The organism is Streptomyces sp. NPDC006624 (assembly GCF_040611555.1).
Taxonomy (GTDB): domain Bacteria; phylum Actinomycetota; class Actinomycetes; order Streptomycetales; family Streptomycetaceae; genus Streptomyces.
The window spans coordinates 344,131-364,601 of record NZ_JBEXOM010000005.1 but is presented as its reverse complement, the minus strand read 5'-3'; the positions used below and the strand labels follow the sequence as shown (position 1 = coordinate 364,601).

The window sequence follows — 20,471 nt, the reverse complement described above, 5'->3', positions numbered from 1 at the left end:
CCTATGGTGGAGCCCCCAAAGGAGCCGCCGTGTCCGTCCCCGCCATGCCCGAAAACGCCGCCGCCCCACCCGGTCAGCCCAGAAAAGCCGCGACCGCCGCCTGGATCGGCAGCGCGCTGGAGTACTACGACTTCTTCATCTACGGCAGCGCCGCCGCGCTGATCTTCCCGGAGGTGTTCTTCGACGCGTCCGACCCGGCCACCGCGACCCTGCTGTCGCTGGCCACGTTCGGTGTCGCGTACGCCGCCCGCCCGGTGGGCGCGCTGGTGCTGGGCCACTTCGGGGACCGGCTCGGCCGCAAGAAGATCATGGTCTTCACGCTGATGCTCATGGGTGTGTCGACGTTCCTGATCGGCTGTCTGCCGACCCGCGAGCAGGTCGGCACGCTCGCCCCGGTACTGCTGGTGCTGTGCCGGGTGCTGCAGGGCATCTCGGCGGCGGGGGAACAGGCCAGCGCCAACTCCATGACCCTGGAACACGCGCCACCGGGCAGGCGCGGCTTCTTCACCAGCTTCACGCTCAGCGGCACGCAGGGCGGTCAGCTGCTGGCCACGCTGGTCTTCATCCCGGTCGCCGCCCTGCCCGAGGAGCAGTTGCTGTCGTGGGGCTGGCGGGTGCCGTTCTGGCTGAGCGTCGCGGTGGCGGTGGTCGGCTTCGTCATCCGGCGCAAGCTGGACGAGACGCCGGCGTTCGCCCAGCAGGCCGCCGAGGAGGGCGTGGTCAAGCTGCCGCTGGTCGTGCTGATGCGCGAGCACTGGGCGGACATGCTGCGGGTGGTCGCGGGCGCGCTGATCGCCTCGGTCAGCACCGTCTTCACGGTGTGGGCGCTGGCGTACGCCACGAGCGACGCGGTCGGCATGTCCCGCACGGCGATGCTGTGGGTGGGCGCCCTGGCGAACGTCGTCGCGCTCGCGGCGATCCCGCTGTGGGCCACGCTGTCCGACCGGATCGGCCGCCGCCCGGTGTTCCTGATCGGCGCGGCGGGCAGCGCGGTGACGATGTTCCTGTACCTGTGGGCGGTCTCCACGGGCTCCTACCCGCTGACGTTCCTGACGGGCGTGCTCTGCTTCGGCGTGGTCTACAGCGCCGCGAACGGGGTGTGGCCCGCCTTCTACGGCGAGATGTTCGCGACCCGGGTGCGGCTGTCCGGGGTGGCCATCGGTACCCAGATCGGCTTCGCGGCGGCCGGGTTCGCGGTGACGTTCGCGGCGCAAATCGCGGGGCCGGACGGGGACGACTGGTCGGCGGTGGCGCTGTTCACGGCGGCGCTGTGCGTGCCGCCGGTGGTCGCGGCGCTGACGGCCCGGGAGACGCACAGGGTGCCGACCGAGTCGCTGGGTGAACGCCCGGCGCGGGAGGCGGTCGAGCCCGCCAAGGCGGCGGTCTGACCGTCCCCGCGGGGAGAGCCGTGCGGGCGGGTCCGTGGACGAGGTCCACGGACCCGCCCGTGTCGTGCCGTCGCGCCGGGGCCGCGGCCGCTACGCCTTGGTGTGCACGATCTGGATGAGGTTGCCGCAGGTGTCGTCCAGCACGGCCGTGGTGATCGAGCCCATCTCCAGGGGCTCCTGGGTGAAGTGCACCCCGTGTCCGCGCAGCCGCTCGAACTCCGCCTGGACGTCGTCCACCGCGAAGGACGCGGCCGGGATGCCGTCCTCGACCAGCGCCGTCTTGTACGGCTGCACCGCGGGGTGGCCGGAGGGCTCCAGCAGCAGCTCCGTGCCGTCGGGGTCCTCGGGCGAGACCACGGTGATCCAGCGGGCGTCGCCGACCGGCACGTCGTGCTTCTTCACGAAGCCGAGCACGTCCGTGTAGAAGCGCAGGGCCCGCTCCTGGTTGTCGACGAAGACGCTGGTGATGTGGATCCTCATGAGGTGCCCTCCGGTTCCTCGGGCCTGAGCCATCGGGTCATGATGCGCTCCAGGGGTGCGGTGTTCAGGTCGTGGAACTTGTAGCGGCCCTCGCGCCGGGTGACGACGAGACCCGCCGATTCCAGGACGGCCAGATGCTGGCTGATCGCCTGGCGGGACAGCCCCAGTCCGTGCTTGGTCACCAGACGCGTGCAGATCTCGAACAGGCTCTGCCCGTCCCGCTCCACCAGCTCGTCCAGGATGCGCCGGCGGGTGGGGTCGGCCAGCGCCTTGAACACATCCTCCGCCATGCCCCCACGATAGGCAAGCAGCGACTTGCCTATCAAGCGGCCGGGGTTTCGGGTTCCCGGGCCTGCGGATGCCCGGGCCCTGGGGCTCCCGGGCCGCCCTCGGATCCTCGGGCCCACAGACCTTCGGGCTCCCGGACCTGTGGGCTCCCGGACCTCCGGACGCTCGGCACCGCGGGTCCCCGGACCCGCGGACCCGCGGGCCTTCGCCCTCCCCCGGACCCCAGGGTTCCCGGGTTCCCGGGGTGATCGCGCCCGCTTCCCCCTCCCTGCGCGATCATGAAGAGTTCCTGCACCACGAAGGGATCGGGGGCGGTCCGGGCGGGGTATGCCGGATCTCACCTCGACGAGCGCGACGGAGGAAGAGCGATGGCACAGTTGCGACAAGAGGCCGACCCGGGCGAGGCCGGGCTGGATGCCCGGGCGCTGGGCCGCCTGGACCGGCACTTCGCCGCTCTGGTCGACGAGGGACGGCTGCCGGGCTTCCTCGTGTCCGTCGCCCGGGGCGGACGCGTCGCGCACCTCACCACCCACGGCCTGCGGGACGTCGCGGCCGGGCTCCCGGTCGAGCCCGACACGCTGTGGCGGTTCTACTCCATGACCAAGCCGGTGACGGCGGTCGCCGCGCTGCTGCTGATCGAGGAGGGCCGGCTGTCACTGGACGACCCGGTAGCCGACCACCTGCCCGCCTTCGCCGAGCCACGCGTGTACGCCGGCGGCTCCGGCGACGAGGTGCGCACCTGCCCGGCCGCGGGCCCGATACTCGTCCGGCACCTGCTGACCCACACCTCGGGCCTGACCTTCGGCTTCTACCACGCCCACCCCGTCGACGCCCTGTACCGCGCGGCCGGCCTGGAGTCGTCGGTGCCGCCGGGCGCCGACCTCGCGGAGACCATCGAGGTGTACGCGAGCCTGCCGCTGCAGTTCGAACCGGGCACCGAGTGGAACTACTCGGTGGCGAGCAACGTCCTGGGCCGGGTCATCGAGGTGGTCTCCGGGCAGCCGCTCGACGTGTTCCTCGCCGAGCGGATCTTCACCCCGCTCGGCATGGCCGATGCAGGCCTGTGCATCACCGACGAACAGGCGCCCCGGCTCTCCGAGATGTACGGGGAGAAGGAGGGCGGCGGCATCGAGCCGATCCCGGGGCTGCCGCTGCGCGGCCGGCCGCGGTTCCTTTCGGGCAGCGGCGGGATGGTCGCGTCCGCGCACGACTACCACCGCTTCATGGAGATGCTGCGCCGCCGGGGCGAACTGGACGGAGTGCGGCTGCTCACCCCCGGGAGCGTGGAGCTGATGACCCGCAACCACCTGCCCGGCGGCGCCGACCTGCGTTCCTTCGGCAGCCGCCCCGCGCACGACGAGCCCGGCAACGACGGGGTCGGCTTCGGTTTCAACTGCTCCGTGGTGATCGACCCGTCCCGCACCCTGGTGCCGTCCGGGCTCGGCGCCTACGGCTGGAGCGGGGTCGCCACGACGACGTTCTGGGTGGACCCGGGCCGCGACCTGACGGTGCAGTTCCTGACGCAGGTGCGGCCCAGGACCTCGCACACGATCTTCAAGGACCTCAAGCGGATGGTCCACGAGGCGCTGACGGACTGAACGCCCCGGCACGCGGCGTCCGTTGTCGGCGTCCGTTGTCGGCGTCGGTCACCGGCGTCGGTCACCGGCGTCGGTCACCGGCGTCGGTTGTCGGCGTCATCCGCCGAGGGAGCCCGGCGCGTCGAGTCCGTGCGCGCGGCAGGCCTCCCGGAACCGGTCCAGGCAGCGTCCCCAGGGCCCGGACACGCCGAAGTCGAGCAGATGGGGCAGCAGGGCGGCCGAGAAGTCGGCGCTGGACTCCAGCGGCAGCAGGGAGGGCAGGTTGTCGATGGCGATCAGGTCGAGCGGGGGCGCCTCGCGCAGCCGCCGCACCGGCGCGTCCCAGTCGGTGGTCTCGTCGTACACCGGCAGGACGTTGAGCGGGGAACCGACGTCGCACGTCACGTCGCACAGGGTGCGCAGGCGGCGGTCCGGGTCGTCGAGGTCCCGCTCACGCAGGAAGGGCGGGACCGGCGTGGTGGCGAGGACGCAGTTGACCAGCACGTCGTGCCGGAGCAGGGCCGCGCGGTCCAGGTCGCGGGTCTCCTCGAGGTCCCAGCAGGTCGGGTCCACCCCGGCGGTGGCGAAGGCCGCGCGGGCTCCGCGGCCGCTGCGGCCCAGGGCGCCGATGACGAGACCGGTGAACTCCGCGTCGCCCGGGACGGGTTCGAGTGTCTCGTCCAGGGCCTCCTTGGTGGTGGGCGTCAGCGGTGCGCGCAGCCGGCCGCGATGCCGCAGCACGGCCAGGGCGGCGCCCAGGTAGCCGGCCCAGAAGCCGAAGGCGGCCAGGCGCCGCCCGCTGTCGTCGACCAGGTACTCCAGGTCGAACAGCGCCCCTCCCCCGGCGGCGAACCGGCCCAGCAGGTGCGCCGCCCCCGGCTGGCCCTTGTAGGCGTGGCCGAAGAAGATGTGGCGGTGCGTCAGTTCCGCTGGCTCGTCCGGCAGTTCCTTCAGGCCGAGCACGACGGCGTCCCGCGGGGCGGACACCCAGGAGCCCGCGGGGGCGACGCGGCAGCCGGCCGCCTCGTACTCCTCGATCGGGAAGATCCGCTGCGGGGACTCCTCGACGGTCAGTTCCACTCCGTTCCCGACGAGCCGGCGGGCGTCGTCGGGAACGATCGGCGTGCGCCGCTCGGTCGTGCGGGCCTCGTGGCGCAGCCACAGATGGAGCTCGGTCATACCGGGTGGGCCTCCGGACGTGAGGCGCGGGCCGCCTGCGGCCGGCGCTCGAGGGTCGGTCGGTGACGAAGCGTACGCGGCCCGCCTGCGGGCCGCGTACGGATTCGCCCCCGGGTCACGTCGTGGGGGCCGGGACCGGTCCCGGGTCTCAGGAGGAGCTGAGCACCGCGTCCAGGTGCGGCAGGTGGTGGTCGAGCCGCTCCCGCTTGGTGCGCAGATAGGTGATGTTGCTCTCGCACGGCGGGATCAGCAGCGGCACCGTCTCGGCGACGCTGATGCCGTGGCTCACCAGCGCCTCGCGCTTGCGCGGGTTGTTGGACATCAGGCGCACGGAGCGCACGCCCAGGTCCTCCAGGATGCGGGCGGCGACGCCGTAGTCGCGGGCGTCGACCGGCAAGCCCAGGGCCAGGTTGGCCTCGACGGTGTCCAGGCCCTCCGCCTGCAGGGCCATCGCGCGCAGCTTGGCGAGCAGGCCGATGCCGCGGCCCTCATGCCCTCTGAGGTAGACGACGATGCCGGCGCCCTCGGAGACGACCGCGCGCAGCGCGGCGTCGAGCTGGTCGCCGCACTCGCAGTGCTGGGAGCCGAAGGAGTCACCCGTCAGGCATTCCGAGTGCAGCCGTATGAGGACGTCGTCCGTGCCGATCTCGCCGTGGACCAGGGCCACCTGCTCGTCGCCGCGGTCGTGGTCCATGTAGCCGATCGCCTGGAATTTCCCGTACACCGTGGGCAAGGGCGCATTCACGACGCGTTCCACGCCGGTCCGCTGCGGTGACTTCTTGCCGAGTACGCCAATGTTGTCTGTCATGATTCTCGAGTTCCTAAACAGAGACGAAAGGCCGTGACGTGATGAGTGATCTGGTGCCGGCGGACACCACGGAAGACGTACGGACGCGGGGCGCCGGTGTCTCACGGCAGGTCGCGGTGCTTCCCGTGGGGAGCTTCGAGCAGCACGGTCCGTACCTCCCGCTGGCGACCGACACGCTCGTCGCCTGTGCCGTCGCGCGGGAGATAGCCGGCGCGTACCCGGTGCACCTCCTTCCTCCGGTGACGATCTCGTGCTCGCACGAGCACGCGGCCTGGCCGGGGACCGTCAGCATCTCCTCGGTGACCCTTCATGCGGTGGTACGGGACATAGCGGCTTCGCTCCGCCGGTCCGGGGTCGACGCCCTGGTGGTGGTCAACGGGCACGGCGGGAACTACGTACTGGGCAACGTCGTTCAGGAGTCCTCCGCACGCGGCGAGCGGATGGCGCTCTTCCCGGCCGCGGAGGACTGGGAGGCGGCGCGCGAGCGGGCGGGTGTGGTCACCTCGCTGCTCACCGACATGCACGCCGGGGAAATCGAGACCTCCATCCTTCTGCACGCTCATCCCGAAATGCTCCGACCCGGTTACGAGACTTCCGATTTCGTCGCTGACGACCGGCGTCATCTGCTCACCCTCGGCATGTCCGGCTATACCGATTCCGGTGTCATCGGCCGTCCTTCACTGGGTTCTGCGGAAAAGGGGAAGGAACTCCTGGCGAGCCTCGCGGATTCCTTCGGGGCGTATTTCTCGTTGCTGACCTCCGGGGAGTCGGACGCGTAGGGACTCCGGGGCGCGGGGCCGGCGTCCGGGTCCGCCGCGGCGGCGGCCCGGGTGCGGTCCCCGGCGCGCAGGCCCGCGTACCAGCGGGCGACGAGCACGATCACTCCGGGCAGGCTCGCCACCAGGCTGAGCACCCCGTAGACGACCGCGACGGCGAGTCCCCGGCCGGCGCCGAGGCCCGCGGCGCCGAACGCCCAGGCGGTGACGCCCTCCCTGGGCCCCCAGCCGCCGACGTTCAGCGGCAGTCCCATCGCCAGCAGGGCGAGCACCGCGAGCGGCACCAGGACGGTCACGGAGGCGGCGGTCCCGGCGACGCGGGCGGCGAGGACGAACATGGCGACGTAACCTGCCAGCACGACCACCGAAGAGGCAACCACCCCGGGTCCGTTACGACGGGACAGCAGCCCCTCGCGCGCCTCGGCGAGGACCGCCCGCACCTTGCGGCCCCGGCGGGACGGCGCCGCCCGGTTCATCCGCACGGCGAGGACGACGGCGAGCGCGCCCACCCCTGCCAGCGCGGCGAGCGGAGCGATGTGCCGGGCCTCGGCGAGCACCGGAGACGGCATGGTCAGCAGCACCACGGCCCCCACGGCGAACAGGGCGATCTGCCCAGCGGCCCGCTCCAGGACGACGGCCTTCACGCCGCGCCGCACGTCCCCCTCGCTCTGCCCGTGCCGCACCGCCCGGTGCACATCGCCCAGGACGCCGCCGGGCAGGGCCGCGTTCAGGAACAGCGCGCGGTAGTAGTCGGCGACGGCCGGCCCGAACGGCAGCCGGATGCGGAGCCCTCGGGCCACCAGCGCCCACCGCCACGCGCTGCACACCGTGGTGAGGAGCCCGATGCCGAGCGCGAGCAGCAGGGTCACCCCGTCGATCCGGCGCAGCCCGTCGAGGAAGAGCCCGGTGCCGAGACGCCAGAACAGCACGCCCAGGAGGGCGACTCCGGCGAGGGTGCCGAGGTGCGTGCGGACCTTCGGGGAGCCGAGGAGGGACAGGGTCCTGCGGACGGGGCCGGGGCCGGGGGGTGTGGTGGCGGGGATTGCGCCGGGGGGTGTGAGGGGGGCTGTCGCGGCGGCGGGGTCTGTGGAGGCGGCGGGGCCCCGGGCGGCGGACTCGGCCGGGGCCGGGGCTCCGGTCTCCACCGTGAGGCGAACAGCGGGCTCGACGGACATCACGGCGGCGGACTCGGCTGTTCCGCCCGCGGTCGGGCCTGTCACGACCGCCTCGGCCAAAGCCGTGCCCGCGCTCCCGGCCGGCGGCGCGGGCCGGGGACGTGTCCCCGTCGCCTGAGGGCTCATGACGCTCCGTCCACCGGGCGGCACAGGGCGAGCAGGTCGGTGTGGTGGACGGTGACGCGCAACTCGCCCGCGGCGCAGGCCGCCAGACGGTCGGCCAGGTAGGCCTCGGCGTCGGCGCGCAGCTCGGGGCGCTGTTCGACGGCGGCGCCGACCCAGCCGCGCAGCCACTGTTCGGTGAGCGCGGCCTGCTCGGGCCCGAGCCGCCAGGGGCTCGGGTGCAGCCGTACGGTCGCGCCGCGCTCGGAGAACGCCTCGGCCGCGGCCGTGACCGAGTCCGGGCCGAGCAGCCCGTCGCGGCGCTGGTGCTCGTTGAACGCCTGGGCGATCTCCTGGTCCAGCGGGTGCGGCGGCGTCAGCTCCACACGCCCGGCGACGGACAGCGTCAGCAGGGCGGGGGCGCCGGCTCCGGCGCAGGCGGCGACGAGGGTGTCGAGTTCCTCCCGGGTGAGGACGTCCAGCAGGGCCGACGCCGTCACCAGGGACGCGCCCTTCAGCGCGTCGGGCGTGAGGCGGGCGACGTCACCGCGCCGCGTCTCCACGGTGACCCGGCTGCCGTCGGCCGCCGAGTGCGGCGAGGCGACGGCGGCGAAGTGCAGCAGGTAGGGGTCGCGGTCGTGCAGGATCCAGTGCTGGGCGCCGTCCAGGCGGGGGGCGAGCCAGCGGCCCATCGAGCCGGTGCCGCAGCCCAGGTCGTGGATGACGACACCGGACTTGCCCGGCATGTTGGCGAGCCGGATGCGCAGCGGGTCGAGCAGGTCGTGCGCCCGCGCCGAGGCGTCGGTGGGCTCCCTCAACTGCAGCCACTCGGGCGCGTAGCGGGGCGGGTCGTCGGGCCCGGCCTCCCGCAGTTTGACGGTGGGCCGTGCGCCGGGGGTGCCGCTCGGGCCGGCGCCCGGGATGACACCGACGGCGCTCGGCCCGCCGGGCCCCGCGGGGGCCGTCTCCGGCCCCGCGGGGGCCGTCTCCGTCGCCGGCCGGCCGGTGCCCGGTTCCGGTCCCGCTCCCGATCCCGCGTGCACGCCGTTCATGGACGTGTCAGCCTCCCTCGGCCCCGGCTGGGCCGGAATCGACCCGCTCTGCTGGGTCGTCGCCGGGTTCGTCATGCGGCCCTCCGGGGTTCGGTCGGGAGCCGGCGCAGTACCGCCGCCAGGCTCTGTGCGGTCGTCGCCCAGCCGTCGAGGGCGGCGCGGCGGCTGCGGGCGGCGGCCCTCAGCCGGCGTCGTACGTCCGCCTCACCGAACCAGCCGCGCAGTTCGGAGGCGATGGCGGCGGGGTTCTCCGGCGGGACGAGGATGCCGGGCACCCCGCCGTCAGGCGCGCGGCCCACCGCCTCGGGGAGTCCGCCGACGTCCGTGGCCAGGACGGGGATACCGCGGGCCAGCGCCTCGGTGACCGCCATGCCGTAGGTCTCGGCGTACGAGGTGAGGACCAGGAGGTCGGCGGTGGAGTAGCTGGCGTCGAGCGCGGCGCCGGACTGCGGCCCGGCCAGTTCCAGCCGGTCCTGCAGGCCGTGCCGCGCGATGAGGGACCGCAGATGGGCGACGTACTCCGGGTCCTGGTCGAGCCCGCCGACGCACACGCAGGTCCACGGCAGGTCGGTCACCGTGGCCAGTGCCTCCACCAGCCGGTGCTGCCCCTTGCGGGGGGTCACGGCGGCCACGCACAGCAGGCGCGACATGCCGTCGGTGCCGGGCGCGAGGGGTGCGATGTCGGCGCCGGGGGCGGCGACGTGGACCCGCTCCGGGGGCAGGCCGTGGTGGGAGACCAGGCGGCGGACCGCCCAGTCGCTGGTGGCGATCACCGCCGGGACCGCCCGCAGCACCGCCCGTTCCCGGGCGTCCAGTTCGGCGGCCACGGCCGCGTCCAGACCGGTCTCGTCGCCGAGCGGCAGGTGGACGAGGACGGCCATCCGCAGCCGTTGTGCCTCGGGCACCACGATCTCGGGCACTCCGCAGGCCACGAGTCCGTCCAGCAGCACCGCGGCCCCGTCGGGCAGACCGGCGAGCGCGCGGGCGAGTTCCTCGCGGGCCGCGGCGTCCGGCCGGGGCCAGTCACCGGCGACGGCGTGCTTGGTGACCTGCCAGCCGAAGCCGGGCAGGTCCAGGCAGACGCGCCGGTCGTACGCGTTGCCGCCGCTCGGCGCCGTCGGATCGTCGACGCCGCCCGGCAGCACGAAGTGCACGGTGCGCAGGGACATGGGGATGATCTCGGCGTTCTTCAGGGGGGCGTGCTGCACCGGAACGTAGTGCAGACGTGCCGGTCCGGTCTGCCCGGGCCGCTCGATCGTCGTGTCGGTCACAGCGCACGCTCGTAACTCGCCCAGGCGATGTGCGACTCGTGCAGGGTGACGGTCAGGCCCGCGATGCCCTTGGCTCCCTCGCCCAGCGCCCCCTTGTGGATCCGCTCGGCGAGCCGGTCGGCGATGACCTTGGCCAGGAACTCCGTCGAGGTGTTCACGCCGGCGAACTCGGGCTCGTTGTCGAGGTTGCGGTAGTTCAGCTCGCTGACCACCGCCTCGAGTTCCTGGGTGGCCAGCCCGATGTCGACGACGATGTTGTCCTCGTCCAGCTGTTCGCGCCGGAAGGTGGCGTCCACCAGGAACGTGGCGCCGTGCAGGCGCTGCGCGGGTCCGAAGACCTCGCCGCGGAAGCTGTGGGCGATCATGATGTGATCGCGGACGGTGATGCTGAACAACGGACGACCCTCCAGGTGCGGCGCGTCGGCTCCCCTGCTGTCGTCTGCCGGGGATGCCGGGTAGTACGGCTCTTTGCCTTCCCCCGTTCAGCCTTCCGTACGTCTTTTCTCAGGTCAGGCGCTCGTGTCCGGACGATCTCGTACCGGATGGAACGAATCGTCAGCCGATGCGTCCATCGTTCCGGTCGTACAGGTCAGTCCGCCTGGTCGTAGCGGACGCGGTGGCAGAGCGCCGGGATCTCGCCCGACGCGAGCTTCGGCAGGACCTCCGGCAGGTCCTCGAAGGCGGACTCACCGGTGACCAGCGCGTCCAGCGCCGGGTCGGCGAGCAGGTCGAGGGCGACGGCGAGCCGGTCGGCGTAGGTGCGGTGCGGACGGGCCGGGGAGACGGTGCCGACCTGGCTGGAGCGGATGACGAGCCGCCGGGAGTGGAAGGCCTCGCCGAGCGGCAGGCTGACCTGCCGGTCGCCGTACCAGCTCAGTTCGAGGACGGTCCCCTCGGCGGTGAGCAGTTCCAGGGAGCGGGCGAGGCCCTGCTCGGTGGCGCTGGCGTGCACCACCAGGTCGCAGTCGCCAGCGGCGTCGCCGGGCGAGGCGAAGCCGACGCCGAGCGCACCGGCGACCTCGGCGCGAGACGGATCGGCGTCGACCAGCTGCACGCGCACGCCGGGGAACCGCGCGAGCAGCGCCGCCACCGAGCAGCCGACCATGCCGCCGCCGACCACCGCGATCCGGTCGCCGACCAGGGGCGCGGCGTCCCACAGGGCGTTGACGGCGGTCTCCACGGTCCCGGCCAGCACGGCGCGTTCGGCGGGAACGGTGTCCGGCACGGGCGTCACGGCGCTCGCCGGGACGACGTACCGGGTCTGATGCGGGTAGAGGCAGAACACCGTACGGCCGGTGAGCGCGGCGGGCCCCTGCTCCACCACACCGACGTTGAGATAGCCGTACTTCACCGGGCCCGGGAAGTCTCCCTCCTGGAACGGTGCCCGCATGGCCGTGTGCTGGCTGACGGGCACACCGCCGCGGAAGACGAGCGTCTCCGTGCCGCGGCTCACACCGGAGTACAGCGTGCGGACCAGCACCTCCCCCTCACCCGGGTCCGGCAGGGCGACATCCCGGATCCCGCCTCGCCCGGGCGAGTCGATCCAGAACGCGCGACCGGTGTGCTTCATCGAAGTCCTCCTGAACGATCGGGAAGCTGCTTGCGTACCGAGGGGTGCACAGGCCGCGCACAAGGTAGCGGCGTTGATCGACTCTGTCACACGGCCGGAGGGTGTTCGGTGGCCCTGAACAACACTTACGACGCGAGGCTCGTACAGCAGGAGACCGCTGTGGGGGCGGGCGTGCAGGTTCTGCTGCTGGCCCTGATCGGCACGGCGATCGGGATGGGGCCGGCGGGCTGGCTGACCGGCCTCGCGTTCGCGATCGCCACCTGGGCGGTGCTCTCCCGGGCCCTGCACCGCTCCCGGCTGCGCTCGTTCGGCGCGGCGAACCGGGTCACGCTCGGCCGGGCCACCCTCGTCGGCGGCGTCACCGCGCTCGTCGCGGACTCCTTCCACAGCTCACCCCCCGTGTCGCTGTTCGTGGGCCTGACGGCGGTGGCGCTCATCCTCGACGGCGTCGACGGCAAGGTGGCCCGCCGCACCGGCACCTCCACCCCGCTGGGCGCGCGCTTCGACATGGAGGTCGACGCCTTCCTGATCCTGGTGCTCAGCGTGTACGTGTCGATGCAGCTGGGCCCGTGGGTCCTGCTGATCGGCGGCATGCGCTATGTCTTCGTCGCCGCGGCGAAGGTCTGGCCCTGGCTGACCGCCGCCCTGCCGCCGAGCACCGCCCGCAAGACGGTCGCCGCGCTCCAGGGCGTACTCCTGCTGCTGGCGGGCGCCGAACTGCTCCCCTACCTCGCCAACTTCGGCGTCGCGGCCCTGGCGCTGGGCCTGCTGGTGTGGTCGTTCGGCCGAGACGTGCTGTGGCTGTACCGGACCTCGCGGGTGGAGAAGGCCGCGGAGACAGCAGAGACCGCGGAGGCTGCGGCGCCTCGGCAGGTGCGGGAGCTGGTCGCGGGGTGAGAACCCGGCCGACGTACGGCGGGTGCCCGGCGGAGGTACGGCGGTAAGCCGGCCGCCGTACGACGGATACGTGGCCGATACGTGGCCGACCCACCGCCGATGCCTGGCCGAGGTGCGACAGACGCCCGGCCCTCCCCGCCCGGCGCGCCGGCTTCAGGCCGAACCGGCGAGGAGCCGCAAGACCGCCGGTCAGGCGCCGAACCGCCCGCGAGCCACCCCGTCAGGCACCGAACCACCCGCGAGCCACCCCGTCAGGGCCCCCCACGAGCCACCTCGTCAGCCACCGAACCGCCCACGAGCCGACTCGATGTGGCCGAGGTACTGATGGGTCCAGCCGCATATCGCGTCGACCGTGGCGCGCAGGGCCCGGCCCGGCTCGGTCAGCGTGTACTCGACCTTCGGCGGCACGGTGGGGTGCACCTTCCGGTCGACCAGACCGTTCCGCTCCAGCATCCGCAGGTTCTGCGTCAGCATCTTGTGACTGACACCCTCGACCTCGTCCCGCAGCTCGCTGAACCGCAAGGTGCGTTCGCCGAGGGCCTCGATGATCAGCAACGCCCACTTGTTGGCGACGTCCGAGAAGATCTCCCGCGCCAGGGAGTCCGCTCTCCGCAGATCTGCATGCTCGGGCAGGTCTCCCACCTGCTTGGTCACCATCTGGTTCCTCCGTCACCGAAAAGTGCGTTCTTCCAGGTTACCGCTCACTCTCTTACGGTTTCCCAGTAACCACAAGAGAGCACGTGGCCGCCTCGCCCGTGCCCGCCGGAAGGACGACCCCATGACCACGCTCGACGCCTACGACCACGACATCCCCGCCGAGAGCTACTTCGGCTACACGCAGGCGATCAGGTCCGGCGACCTGATCCACGTCTCAGGACAGCTGTCGTTCGACGCGGCGGGTGACTTCCACCCCGAGGAGGACGTCACCGCCCAGCTCGACGGGACCTACGCCAACATCGACAAGGTCCTGGCCCACTACGGCGCCACCCGCAACCAGATCGTCTCCCAGACCCTGTACATCGTGGACCCCATCCGCCACTCCGAGGCGGTGGCGCAGGGCAACCGGGCGTACTTCGGCACCCACCGCCCGGTCACCACGGCACTCGGCGTCACCGAGCTGACCTTCCCCGGACAGTTGATCGAGATCAGCTGCGTGATCGACACGAAGCTGCCCGCGTGAACCACCGACCGGCAACGGCGCAACCCCCATAAGGAGTAGCGGATTTGACAGTGCCGGCGATCACTCCCTAAACCTATCCACATGACATCCATTTTCAAAAAGGTGGAACGACTGTGAGGGTCGCGTTCGTCGGCAAGGGCGGCAGCGGCAAGACCACCCTGTCGGCACTCTTCTCCCGCCACCTGGCACGGTCCGGCGCCCCGGTCCTCGCCATCGACGGCGACATCAACCAGCACCTGGCGGAGGCGCTGGGCGGCGAGGAGAAGTCCGCCCCGCCCTTGGGCGCGCACCTGCCCGACATCAAGGCCCTCCTCCGGGGCACGAACCCGCGCATCACCTCCCCCGAGGCGATGATCAAGACGACCCCGCCGGGCCGCGGCTCCCGCCTCCTGCGCCCGCTCGGCGACGACGAGTTGCACACCCGGCACGTCGGCCGGGCCGGCGGAGTCCCCCTCATGGTCACGGGCGAGTTCGACGAGTCCGACCTGGGCGTGGCCTGCTACCACTCCAAGCTCGGCGGGGTCGAGCTGTACCTGAGCCACCTGATCGACGGCCCCGGCGAGTACGTCGTGATCGACATGACAGCCGGCGCGGACGCCTTCGCCTCGGGCCTGTTCACCCGCTTCGACCTGACGTTCCTGGTAGCGGAGCCCACGCGCAAGGGCGTCTCGGTCTACCGCCAGTACCGGGACCACGCGGAGCAGTTCGGCATCCGCATCGCGGTCGTCGGCAACAAGGTGACCAGCGAGGACGACCTGCTCTTCCTCAAGGCGCAGGTGGGTGACGACCTCCTGACGCACCTCGTGCAGTCCCCCTGGGTCCGCGCGGCGGAACAGGGCCGCACGCAACCGGGGCTTGATGCCCTGGACTCCCTGGAGCCGCACAACCTCCACGCCTTGCGCGTCCTGCGGGAGACGGTGGACTCCCACGTCCGCGACTGGGACCGGCTGCACCGGCACGCGGTCGAGTTCCACTTGCGGAACGCGCGGGCATGGGGGGATGCGCGCACGGGAGAGGACCTGACGGCTCAGGTGGATCCTGAGTACGTCCCGGGACCGGCAGCACAGGCCTGACCTCAGCCCAACCGACACACCCCACCGGACTGACACACCCCACCGGCTACTCGATCCCGGTCGCGTCGAGTAGCCGGACCAGGTCCTTGCGCCCGTACCCGAGCAGCCGGGCGCGGTCGGCGGCCATCAGCACCAGGTGCGCGACGATCTCGGCCGCGTGTCCGTCCTTGCTGTCGGCGTCGAACCACTCCTGGGGCTTCTCGACGCCCAGGCTGTTCATCACCAGCCCGTGCTCTCGGCGGACTTCGGCGACGGTACCGGCGACGGCGTCCATCAGCGTCTTGCCCGGCCGCACGCACTCCAGGGCGAGGTCCCCCCAGTCGACGGGCGCACACCCCTCAGGCGGACGCGCCCGCAGCCCCGCATACCGCTCGTCCCCGAACCCGGAGGCCCGGGACTCCTCGTGCACCAGCGAGAACCGATGGAACCCGGGTGGAACAGGAGGCGGTGGAGGCGTGTACTCCCACCCGGCGTCCTCGTACAGCTGCCGCTTCACCTCTTCTTCTTCGGCATGCGTCACGGTGAAGCCGTTGGATTCGTTACGTCCGGTCGTCGTGCCGTCGGGGTTGCGGTGGAAGGTCAGTCCCATGGTGTACTCCCATCACTCCGTCACTGTGCCGGGGACGAAAAGTCCCGTCACCAGCTCGAACGGCCCGCGGTCCGGGCAGGTGCCCATCCGGCGAAGCACCATCCGATAGCGTGAAAAACGGCCCCTCGGGAACTGTTCGGCCCGGCCGGACGCCGGACGAACGGTTGTTACGCTCCCCCGATGAGGATTCCGGGCCCCGAAGAGATCCGCGCGCTGCACGAGAAGCACGCGCCCACCACCGAGGCGTTCACTCTCGTCCACACGCACTGCGAGATCGTCTGGTCCATCGCCGAGCGGCTCCTCACCGCTCCCCACCTCGCGCACGTCGACGCCGACCTGGTCCGCGCCGGCTGCCTCCTCCACGACATCGGCGTCTACCGCCTCTACGCGGAGGACGGCCGACTGGACCACGCGAACTACGTCCGGCACGGCCTGCTCGGCCACGAGATCCTCGAAGCGGAGGGCTATCCCGAAGCCCTCCGCCGCTTCTGCTCCCACCACACCGGGGTGGGACTCACGCGGCAGGACATCGTGAACCAGGGACTGCCTCTTCCGCCTGGCGACTACGTGGCGGTCACGGCGGAGGAGAGGCTGGTGATGTACGCGGACAAGTTCCACACCAAGTCCAGGCCGTCGGTGTTCCTCTCCCCCGACGAGTACGCCGCGCATGTCGGGCGCTTCGGTGCGGACAAGGTGACCGCTTTTCAGGCACTGCGGGCGGAGTTCGGCGAGCCGGATCTCACGGGGGCCGTGCCGGGTTTCGGGATGGGTGAGGACGCCGCGGCAGCGACCGCCCTCCAGGCCTAAAGGTTGAGTCCGCGTCACACGCCGGGGCTACCTCGTGGAAGAGGTGCCCCGTAGGGCGGGAATGGTGCCGAGCTTCGCACCCAACACGAATGCCCCGTACCGCGCACGAATGCCCCGTACAGCTCTCGCGTGTACACGCGCCCATGCCAAGGAACCACCGCAACCAGCGAGGCAGTGCGCACTCAGACGCGACCGCACCCTCGTTAAAGGACCCGCGCCGGGCGACCGAGTGCTTCTGATGCCCAGCCAACTCAGCGCACACTCGGACATTTTGACCGGTGAGGGGGGTGGTTCACATGCTGCCGGTTCCCGTGCCGGGATCGCCTGTCCGTAGACCGATGGATGCGCCTGCAGTCCTTCGGCGTGAAGGACGCCGAAGCGGAGGCGGCCCACGAGGAAGTGACCGCCCTCTGCGCTGAGCTGGACGGCTGAAAGCCCGACATCGCCGGCCCGCCCCGCCGGTGGCGGACCTGCGCGCTTCCGGGTTCCCCGACGTCCGCGGCGCCTCGTCTCGGCCGACCGTACCGGCGGTCGGGGCGCCCCTCCCTGCGCGGTCGTGGACCGGGGCCGACCCGACCTCGGAATCCGTCCGCCCGGTGATTCCGGAACGCCGGTAGGCGGGCGACCTCGCGGGGGAGAATGGCCGGCATGACGGTTGAAGGCCCCTCCATCGACTCCACCAGGCCGAGCATCGCCCGCGTCTACGACTACCTGCTCGGCGGCAAGGACAACTACGCGGTGGACCGGGAGGTCGGCGACGTGTTCTTCCGCGACCTCCCCGGCTCGGTGGCCATCGCCTTCGCCAACCGCGCGGCCCTGACACGGGCGGTCAAGCAGATCGTGACGACCACCGGCATACGGCAGTTCATCGACCTGGGCAGCGGTCTGCCGACCGCCGACAACGTCCACCAGGTCGCGCAGCGGCACGCCCCGGAGTCCCGGATCGTGTACGTCGACAACGACCCCCAGGTGCTGGTCCACGGCTGCGCGCTGCTGGAGCAGAACGACCGGACCCGGGTCGTCCGGGCGGACGTACGCGACCCCGAAGGCGTCCGCACCCACCCGGACACCCTGGAGCTGATCGACTTCGACCGCCCCGTCGCCGTCGTCCTCAGCGCCATCCTCCACCACGTCAACGACGAGGAGGACCCGGCGGGCATCGTCCGCCACTGGCGCGAGCACGTGCCGTCCGGGAGCCACTTCTTCGTCAGCCACTTCCGTTCCGGCGACAACCCGGAGACCGCGGAGGCCGAGCGGGTCCTCCAGCAGACCTTCGGCCGCGGCCGCTGGCGCACCGACGAGGAGATCGCCTCCCTGCTAGAGGGTCTGGAGATCCTCGACCCAGGGATCGTTCCCGCGCCCCTGTGGCGTCCCGACACGACCGCCAACCGTTGGAGCGCCGACGGCGCACAGCCGGAGCTCAGCGTCTGGCAGCACCTCATCGTCGCCGGGCTGGCCCGCAAGGCGTAACGGCTCCCCGGCGGGCGGCGATCCGTGGGCTGCTGGCCCCGGCGGGGGTCAACAGGGGCGGGACAAGGGAGTTGGACTCCCGACGGCGCCAAAACGGCTAATATCGCCTGAGTCTCGGCGGGGGGGAGGGCATGGTGGCAGGGGCATCCGATGACCATTCCGCTGCCAAGGTGTGGGCACTGATGGGCGGAATCGCATCCGTGCTGTCGATCCTGGGCTGGCTGGGCTTGAACAACGTGGGTGAGCTGAAGGACTTGGTGGCCGACTCATCCCCCTCCAGTTCCAGCGCGGCCCCGTACACGTCTTCGCCGACCGTCCGCATCCCCGATGACTCCGGCACCGGTGAGGGGAGCACTGACACCGGTGAGGGGAGCAGTGACGAGCCCGACCCCGAGCCGTCGACACCCGCTCCGGATCCCACCGAAGTGGCGTTCGAAGCCGTCTCGGTCGGCGACTGCCTGGCCGTCTACGACACGGGCCGCGGGGGCACCACCAGCATCGACTGGAGCGTCGGTGCTCCGCCGGCCCCCGTGTCCTGCGCCGGCGAGCAGGCGCAGGTCCAGGTGACCGCCATCAACACGGCCTGCCCCACCGGCTATGGGAAGTCGTACTGGAGCTACCGGTCCACCACCACCGGCGACACCACGAAGCTCTGCCTCACCCGCGTCTACCACGCCAACTACTGCATGCTCGGCCGGCAGTCCGGCGACTCGATCTCCCTCGCCCTGATGACGGCCGTGGCCTGCCGACGCGAGCCGGTACCCGTCCCGTACAACCAGATCATGCACATCACAGGCGTCTACCGCGCCCCGGCGGGCGCCGACGCGAACAACTGCCGCCGGGCGGCAGGTGATCAGACGCGCTACTGGGCCGCCCTGGTGGACGACGGCGCCACGCTGCTGTGCACCACGATCTACCAGGGCAGCTGACCGACAGCTCAGTTCCCACCCCAGCCGCCCGAGTACGCTCGCGGAAAGGCCGGTTCGGACCCGGCTCTCCGTCGTCGTGACAGCCGTCGAGCCCGGGTTCACCGAAAGGGACGGCGTTGTCACCCGAAAGCCCTCACCCTGGGCTGTTTCATCCCCCTTCACCTCTGTGCCGCATACCGTGGGCCCGCCGCCCGAACACCTCTCGGCAGAACGGGAAGCGGCGGCGACACGCAGGTCAAGGGAGACGAGGAAGAACGGGATGACACAGGCCGCCGCAGGGAGCGAGCGGGTGCCGGGGCGCCGGTGGACCGTGCGTCTGGACCCCGTCGGCCGAGGCAGCTCGGAGGTGCGCGTCTCATGCAGCCGGCCCGCCTGTGCCGAGCGGCGTCTGCCCTCCGCATTGGCAGGCCGTACGGCCGCGGTCGCCCACCTGGAGGCGCACCTGCGCACGACCCCCGCCCCCAGAGCCGATACCTACTGCGCCTGCCGGGCCGACGGCTGCCGCGCCCACCTCCCCGACACCGGCAGGCATGCGCGTACCGGACAGCCCTGGCAGTGCGGCGGACCGATCGTCCTGGCCGTGATCTCCGACCGGGCAGGACGCTGGTGGCAGGCCCTGGAGTGTTGTTCACAGTGTGCCGCCGCCACTCCCGGGGCCCGGACCGTGGCCACCTCCCGTCCGTCCGCACCCCGGACCGCCGGCCGCCCGGCCCCCGCGGCGGCGGGCACCGGCGCGGGCATGCCGCAGTTCTCCGACCAGCAGGTCACCACCCGGACGGGCTGTCCGGCGCCCCTCCCCCTGCCCGCACCCCGCCCCGTACCCGCGCGGCGCCGCCGCCCGCCGGAGGCGAGGATCGGCCGGCGTGTCATTCCGCGCGACCTGCGGCCCGTGTCCCTGCGGGACGAACTCACCGAGCTCGGTGACCTCTTCCGCGCCTACCAGAAGCGCCCCGAGCCCGACCTGGCGCTGCTGGCCGATCTCCAGGAACGCAAGGCCCGCGCCTTCCTCACCTGGTCAGACGTCAGTTGTGACGTCACCCTGCGGCTGGAGGCCCGGCGTGCCGAGCAGGCCGCCGCCGTCATCCGGCGCCAGCACCAGCACCGCACCGGCTGCGTCCCGGACGGCGACGAACCGGGCGTGGCGCGCCTGCTGACCGTGCCGACGCAGTGGGAGAGCGCGCGCTCCGTCCTCGCGCACGTGGTCGGCCACTCGCCGCTGTCCGGAGCGGAAGCACGGCTGCTGGTACTGATGCTGACTCTGCGCACCGCGCACACCGGCACCGGCAACCTCGTCGGCCAGGACGTCAACGCGCTGGGCCTGACCGACCCGGAGGGCCTGATCGAGCAGCTGACCGGCTGCGGCTGGCTGTCCCTCCCCGGCACCGTCGGCGACCTGCTCGCCTCCCGCCCGGAGAACCCCACCCCGGTCACCGTCCCCTCCCTGGTGCCCGACCAGGACGGGACGAGCCCGTTCACGTTCGGCAGGAAGACACGGCCCAAGCTCTCCGGCTGGGCCCAGAGAGTGGTCTCGGACAAGAAGCTCCGCAAGGCCAAGGCATCCGCCGGCGCCCGGCTTCTCGCCGTGACGCTGGCCACATGGACGGACGACGTGGGGCGCCTCGGACCCGGCGGCCGGGGCGTCACCCTGAACGCCCTCACCACCCGCGTCCCGGTCGGCGCCGGCGAACTGCGGGACCTGATCGACCGGCTGACCGCAGCGGACTGGCTCACCGACACCGCCCTCACCGACACCCACCTCACCGGCCGGCTGACCGAACGCGTCCTCCCCCTCACCTGTCCCCTGCCGGATTGAACTCCCGCCCTCCCTCGTCCGCGACCGCTCCCGTGGGCGGGGCGCCG

Annotated in this window: 20 protein-coding genes and 1 pseudogene; 10 read left to right on the top strand and 11 right to left on the bottom strand. The window is 72.1% G+C overall.

The features are described 5' to 3' along the window. The first annotated feature begins 29 nt into the window (after nt 1-29). Entirely contained in the window at nt 30-1,388 is a 1,359-nt protein-coding gene (locus tag ABZY20_RS12365) for an MFS transporter (protein ID WP_356440438.1), read from the top strand. A gap of 90 nt (nt 1,389-1,478) precedes the next feature. On the opposite strand, the gene ABZY20_RS12360 is transcribed toward ABZY20_RS12365, so the two are convergent. Both ABZY20_RS12360 and ABZY20_RS12355 read right to left on the bottom strand, forming a co-directional pair. After that, complete coding sequence (locus ABZY20_RS12360; protein ID WP_356440436.1) at nt 1,479-1,868, bottom strand: VOC family protein; 390 nt, start codon at nt 1,866-1,868, stop codon at nt 1,479-1,481. Beyond that, nucleotides 1,865-2,158, bottom strand: a complete 294-nt coding sequence (locus tag ABZY20_RS12355) for a metalloregulator ArsR/SmtB family transcription factor (protein WP_356440433.1) — start codon at nt 2,156-2,158, stop codon at nt 1,865-1,867. The genes ABZY20_RS12360 and ABZY20_RS12355 overlap by 4 nt, the downstream gene beginning before the upstream one ends. A 366-nt stretch (nt 2,159-2,524) precedes the next feature. Between ABZY20_RS12355 and ABZY20_RS12350 the strand changes: the two genes are divergently transcribed. Beyond that, nucleotides 2,525-3,754: a serine hydrolase domain-containing protein gene (locus tag ABZY20_RS12350; RefSeq protein WP_356440430.1), complete on the top strand. Its 1,230-nt coding sequence runs from the start codon at nt 2,525-2,527 to the stop codon at nt 3,752-3,754. Between the two features lie 96 nt (nt 3,755-3,850). Here the strand turns inward: ABZY20_RS12350 and ABZY20_RS12345 are convergent, their stop codons facing one another. Next, a complete protein-coding gene (locus ABZY20_RS12345) occupies nt 3,851-4,912 on the bottom strand; it encodes a saccharopine dehydrogenase (RefSeq protein ID WP_356440427.1) in 1,062 nt (353 codons plus the stop codon). A 148-nt stretch (nt 4,913-5,060) separates the two neighbouring features. Next, entirely contained in the window at nt 5,061-5,720 is a 660-nt protein-coding gene (gene ribA, locus ABZY20_RS12340) for a GTP cyclohydrolase II (RefSeq protein WP_356440424.1), read from the bottom strand. Nucleotides 5,721-5,761: 41 nt separating this feature from the next. On the opposite strand from ribA, the gene ABZY20_RS12335 reads away from it, so the two are divergent. Further along, on the top strand, nt 5,762-6,499 hold the full coding sequence (locus ABZY20_RS12335; protein ID WP_356440422.1) for a creatininase family protein: 738 nt from the start codon (nt 5,762-5,764) through the stop codon (nt 6,497-6,499). Nucleotides 6,500-6,615: 116 nt separating this feature from the next. On the opposite strand, the pseudogene ABZY20_RS12330 reads toward ABZY20_RS12335, so the two are convergent. From ABZY20_RS12330 to ABZY20_RS12310, 5 genes and pseudogenes are all read right to left on the bottom strand, one after another. Next, nucleotides 6,616-7,671 (bottom strand): annotated as a pseudogene (locus ABZY20_RS12330) (lysylphosphatidylglycerol synthase transmembrane domain-containing protein); the annotation flags it as partial. 122 nt (nt 7,672-7,793) lie between these two features. After that, a complete protein-coding gene (locus ABZY20_RS12325; RefSeq protein WP_356440419.1) occupies nt 7,794-8,900 on the bottom strand; it encodes a class I SAM-dependent methyltransferase in 1,107 nt (368 codons plus the stop codon). Continuing rightward, nucleotides 8,897-10,096, bottom strand: a complete 1,200-nt coding sequence (locus ABZY20_RS12320) for a glycosyltransferase family 4 protein (protein WP_356440417.1) — start codon at nt 10,094-10,096, stop codon at nt 8,897-8,899. Before ABZY20_RS12320 ends, ABZY20_RS12325 begins: the two co-directional genes overlap by 4 nt. Next, a complete protein-coding gene (locus ABZY20_RS12315; RefSeq protein ID WP_356440414.1) occupies nt 10,093-10,491 on the bottom strand; it encodes a 6-carboxytetrahydropterin synthase in 399 nt (132 codons plus the stop codon). The genes ABZY20_RS12320 and ABZY20_RS12315 overlap by 4 nt, the downstream gene beginning before the upstream one ends. A gap of 194 nt (nt 10,492-10,685) precedes the next feature. After that, the gene (locus ABZY20_RS12310) at nt 10,686-11,666 is read right to left on the bottom strand and encodes a zinc-binding alcohol dehydrogenase (RefSeq protein ID WP_356440411.1); all 981 of its coding nucleotides are present in this window, start codon (nt 11,664-11,666) and stop codon (nt 10,686-10,688) included. 108 nt (nt 11,667-11,774) lie between these two features. Between ABZY20_RS12310 and ABZY20_RS12305 the strand changes: the two genes are divergently transcribed. Beyond that, entirely contained in the window at nt 11,775-12,563 is a 789-nt protein-coding gene (locus ABZY20_RS12305) for a CDP-alcohol phosphatidyltransferase family protein (protein ID WP_356440410.1), read from the top strand. 276 nt (nt 12,564-12,839) lie between these two features. Here the strand turns inward: ABZY20_RS12305 and ABZY20_RS12300 are convergent, their stop codons facing one another. After that, nucleotides 12,840-13,220 carry a helix-turn-helix domain-containing protein gene (locus ABZY20_RS12300; RefSeq protein ID WP_356440407.1) on the bottom strand — a complete coding sequence of 127 codons (381 nt, stop codon included), beginning with the start codon at nt 13,218-13,220 and terminating at the stop codon, nt 12,840-12,842. A gap of 121 nt (nt 13,221-13,341) precedes the next feature. Between ABZY20_RS12300 and ABZY20_RS12295 the strand changes: the two genes are divergently transcribed. Continuing rightward, nucleotides 13,342-13,743 (top strand): RidA family protein, encoded by a 402-nt coding sequence (locus ABZY20_RS12295; RefSeq protein WP_356440404.1) that lies wholly within the window; start codon nt 13,342-13,344, stop codon nt 13,741-13,743. Nucleotides 13,744-13,856: 113 nt separating this feature from the next. Continuing rightward, a complete protein-coding gene (locus tag ABZY20_RS12290; protein ID WP_356440402.1) occupies nt 13,857-14,816 on the top strand; it encodes an ATP-binding protein in 960 nt (319 codons plus the stop codon). A 46-nt stretch (nt 14,817-14,862) separates the two neighbouring features. Here ABZY20_RS12290 and ABZY20_RS12285 read toward each other — a convergent pair whose 3' ends face one another. Beyond that, nucleotides 14,863-15,405, bottom strand: coding sequence for a hypothetical protein (locus ABZY20_RS12285; protein ID WP_356440399.1), 543 nt, complete (start codon nt 15,403-15,405; stop codon nt 14,863-14,865). 180 nt (nt 15,406-15,585) lie between these two features. On the opposite strand from ABZY20_RS12285, the gene ABZY20_RS12280 reads away from it, so the two are divergent. The 4 genes from ABZY20_RS12280 (at nt 15,586) to ABZY20_RS12265 (ending at nt 20,424) form a co-directional block, all read left to right on the top strand. After that, entirely contained in the window at nt 15,586-16,212 is a 627-nt protein-coding gene (locus ABZY20_RS12280; protein WP_356440397.1) for an HD domain-containing protein, read from the top strand. 639 nt (nt 16,213-16,851) lie between these two features. Next, nucleotides 16,852-17,682, top strand: a complete 831-nt coding sequence (locus tag ABZY20_RS12275; protein ID WP_356440394.1) for an SAM-dependent methyltransferase — start codon at nt 16,852-16,854, stop codon at nt 17,680-17,682. Nucleotides 17,683-17,864: 182 nt separating this feature from the next. Further along, nucleotides 17,865-18,611, top strand: coding sequence for a hypothetical protein (locus ABZY20_RS12270; RefSeq protein ID WP_356440391.1), 747 nt, complete (start codon nt 17,865-17,867; stop codon nt 18,609-18,611). A 664-nt stretch (nt 18,612-19,275) separates the two neighbouring features. Beyond that, entirely contained in the window at nt 19,276-20,424 is a 1,149-nt protein-coding gene (locus ABZY20_RS12265; protein ID WP_356440388.1) for a hypothetical protein, read from the top strand. Nucleotides 20,425-20,471 lie beyond the last annotated feature (47 nt).

Excerpts from the sequence above, each read along its gene's own strand:
- ABZY20_RS12310 (WP_356440411.1), bottom strand. The coding sequence starts at position 11,666 with ATGAAGCACACCGGTCGCGCGTTCTGGATCGACTCGCCCGGGCGAGGC.
- ABZY20_RS12285 (WP_356440399.1), bottom strand. The coding sequence starts at position 15,405 with ATGGGACTGACCTTCCACCGCAACCCCGACGGCACGACGACCGGACGT.
- ABZY20_RS12325 (WP_356440419.1), bottom strand. The coding sequence starts at position 8,900 with ATGACGAACCCGGCGACGACCCAGCAGAGCGGGTCGATTCCGGCCCAG.
- ABZY20_RS12270 (WP_356440391.1), top strand. The coding sequence starts at position 17,865 with ATGGGCGGAATCGCATCCGTGCTGTCGATCCTGGGCTGGCTGGGCTTG.
- ABZY20_RS12280 (WP_356440397.1), top strand. The coding sequence starts at position 15,586 with ATGAGGATTCCGGGCCCCGAAGAGATCCGCGCGCTGCACGAGAAGCAC.
- ABZY20_RS12355 (WP_356440433.1), bottom strand. The coding sequence starts at position 2,158 with ATGGCGGAGGATGTGTTCAAGGCGCTGGCCGACCCCACCCGCCGGCGC.
- ABZY20_RS12350 (WP_356440430.1), top strand. The coding sequence starts at position 2,525 with ATGGCACAGTTGCGACAAGAGGCCGACCCGGGCGAGGCCGGGCTGGAT.
- ABZY20_RS12360 (WP_356440436.1), bottom strand. The coding sequence starts at position 1,868 with ATGAGGATCCACATCACCAGCGTCTTCGTCGACAACCAGGAGCGGGCC.
- ABZY20_RS12335 (WP_356440422.1), top strand. The coding sequence starts at position 5,762 with ATGAGTGATCTGGTGCCGGCGGACACCACGGAAGACGTACGGACGCGG.
- ABZY20_RS12300 (WP_356440407.1), bottom strand. The coding sequence starts at position 13,220 with ATGGTGACCAAGCAGGTGGGAGACCTGCCCGAGCATGCAGATCTGCGG.
- ABZY20_RS12275 (WP_356440394.1), top strand. The coding sequence starts at position 16,852 with ATGGCCGGCATGACGGTTGAAGGCCCCTCCATCGACTCCACCAGGCCG.
- ABZY20_RS12345 (WP_356440427.1), bottom strand. The coding sequence starts at position 4,912 with ATGACCGAGCTCCATCTGTGGCTGCGCCACGAGGCCCGCACGACCGAG.
- ribA (WP_356440424.1), bottom strand. The coding sequence starts at position 5,720 with ATGACAGACAACATTGGCGTACTCGGCAAGAAGTCACCGCAGCGGACC.
- ABZY20_RS12295 (WP_356440404.1), top strand. The coding sequence starts at position 13,342 with ATGACCACGCTCGACGCCTACGACCACGACATCCCCGCCGAGAGCTAC.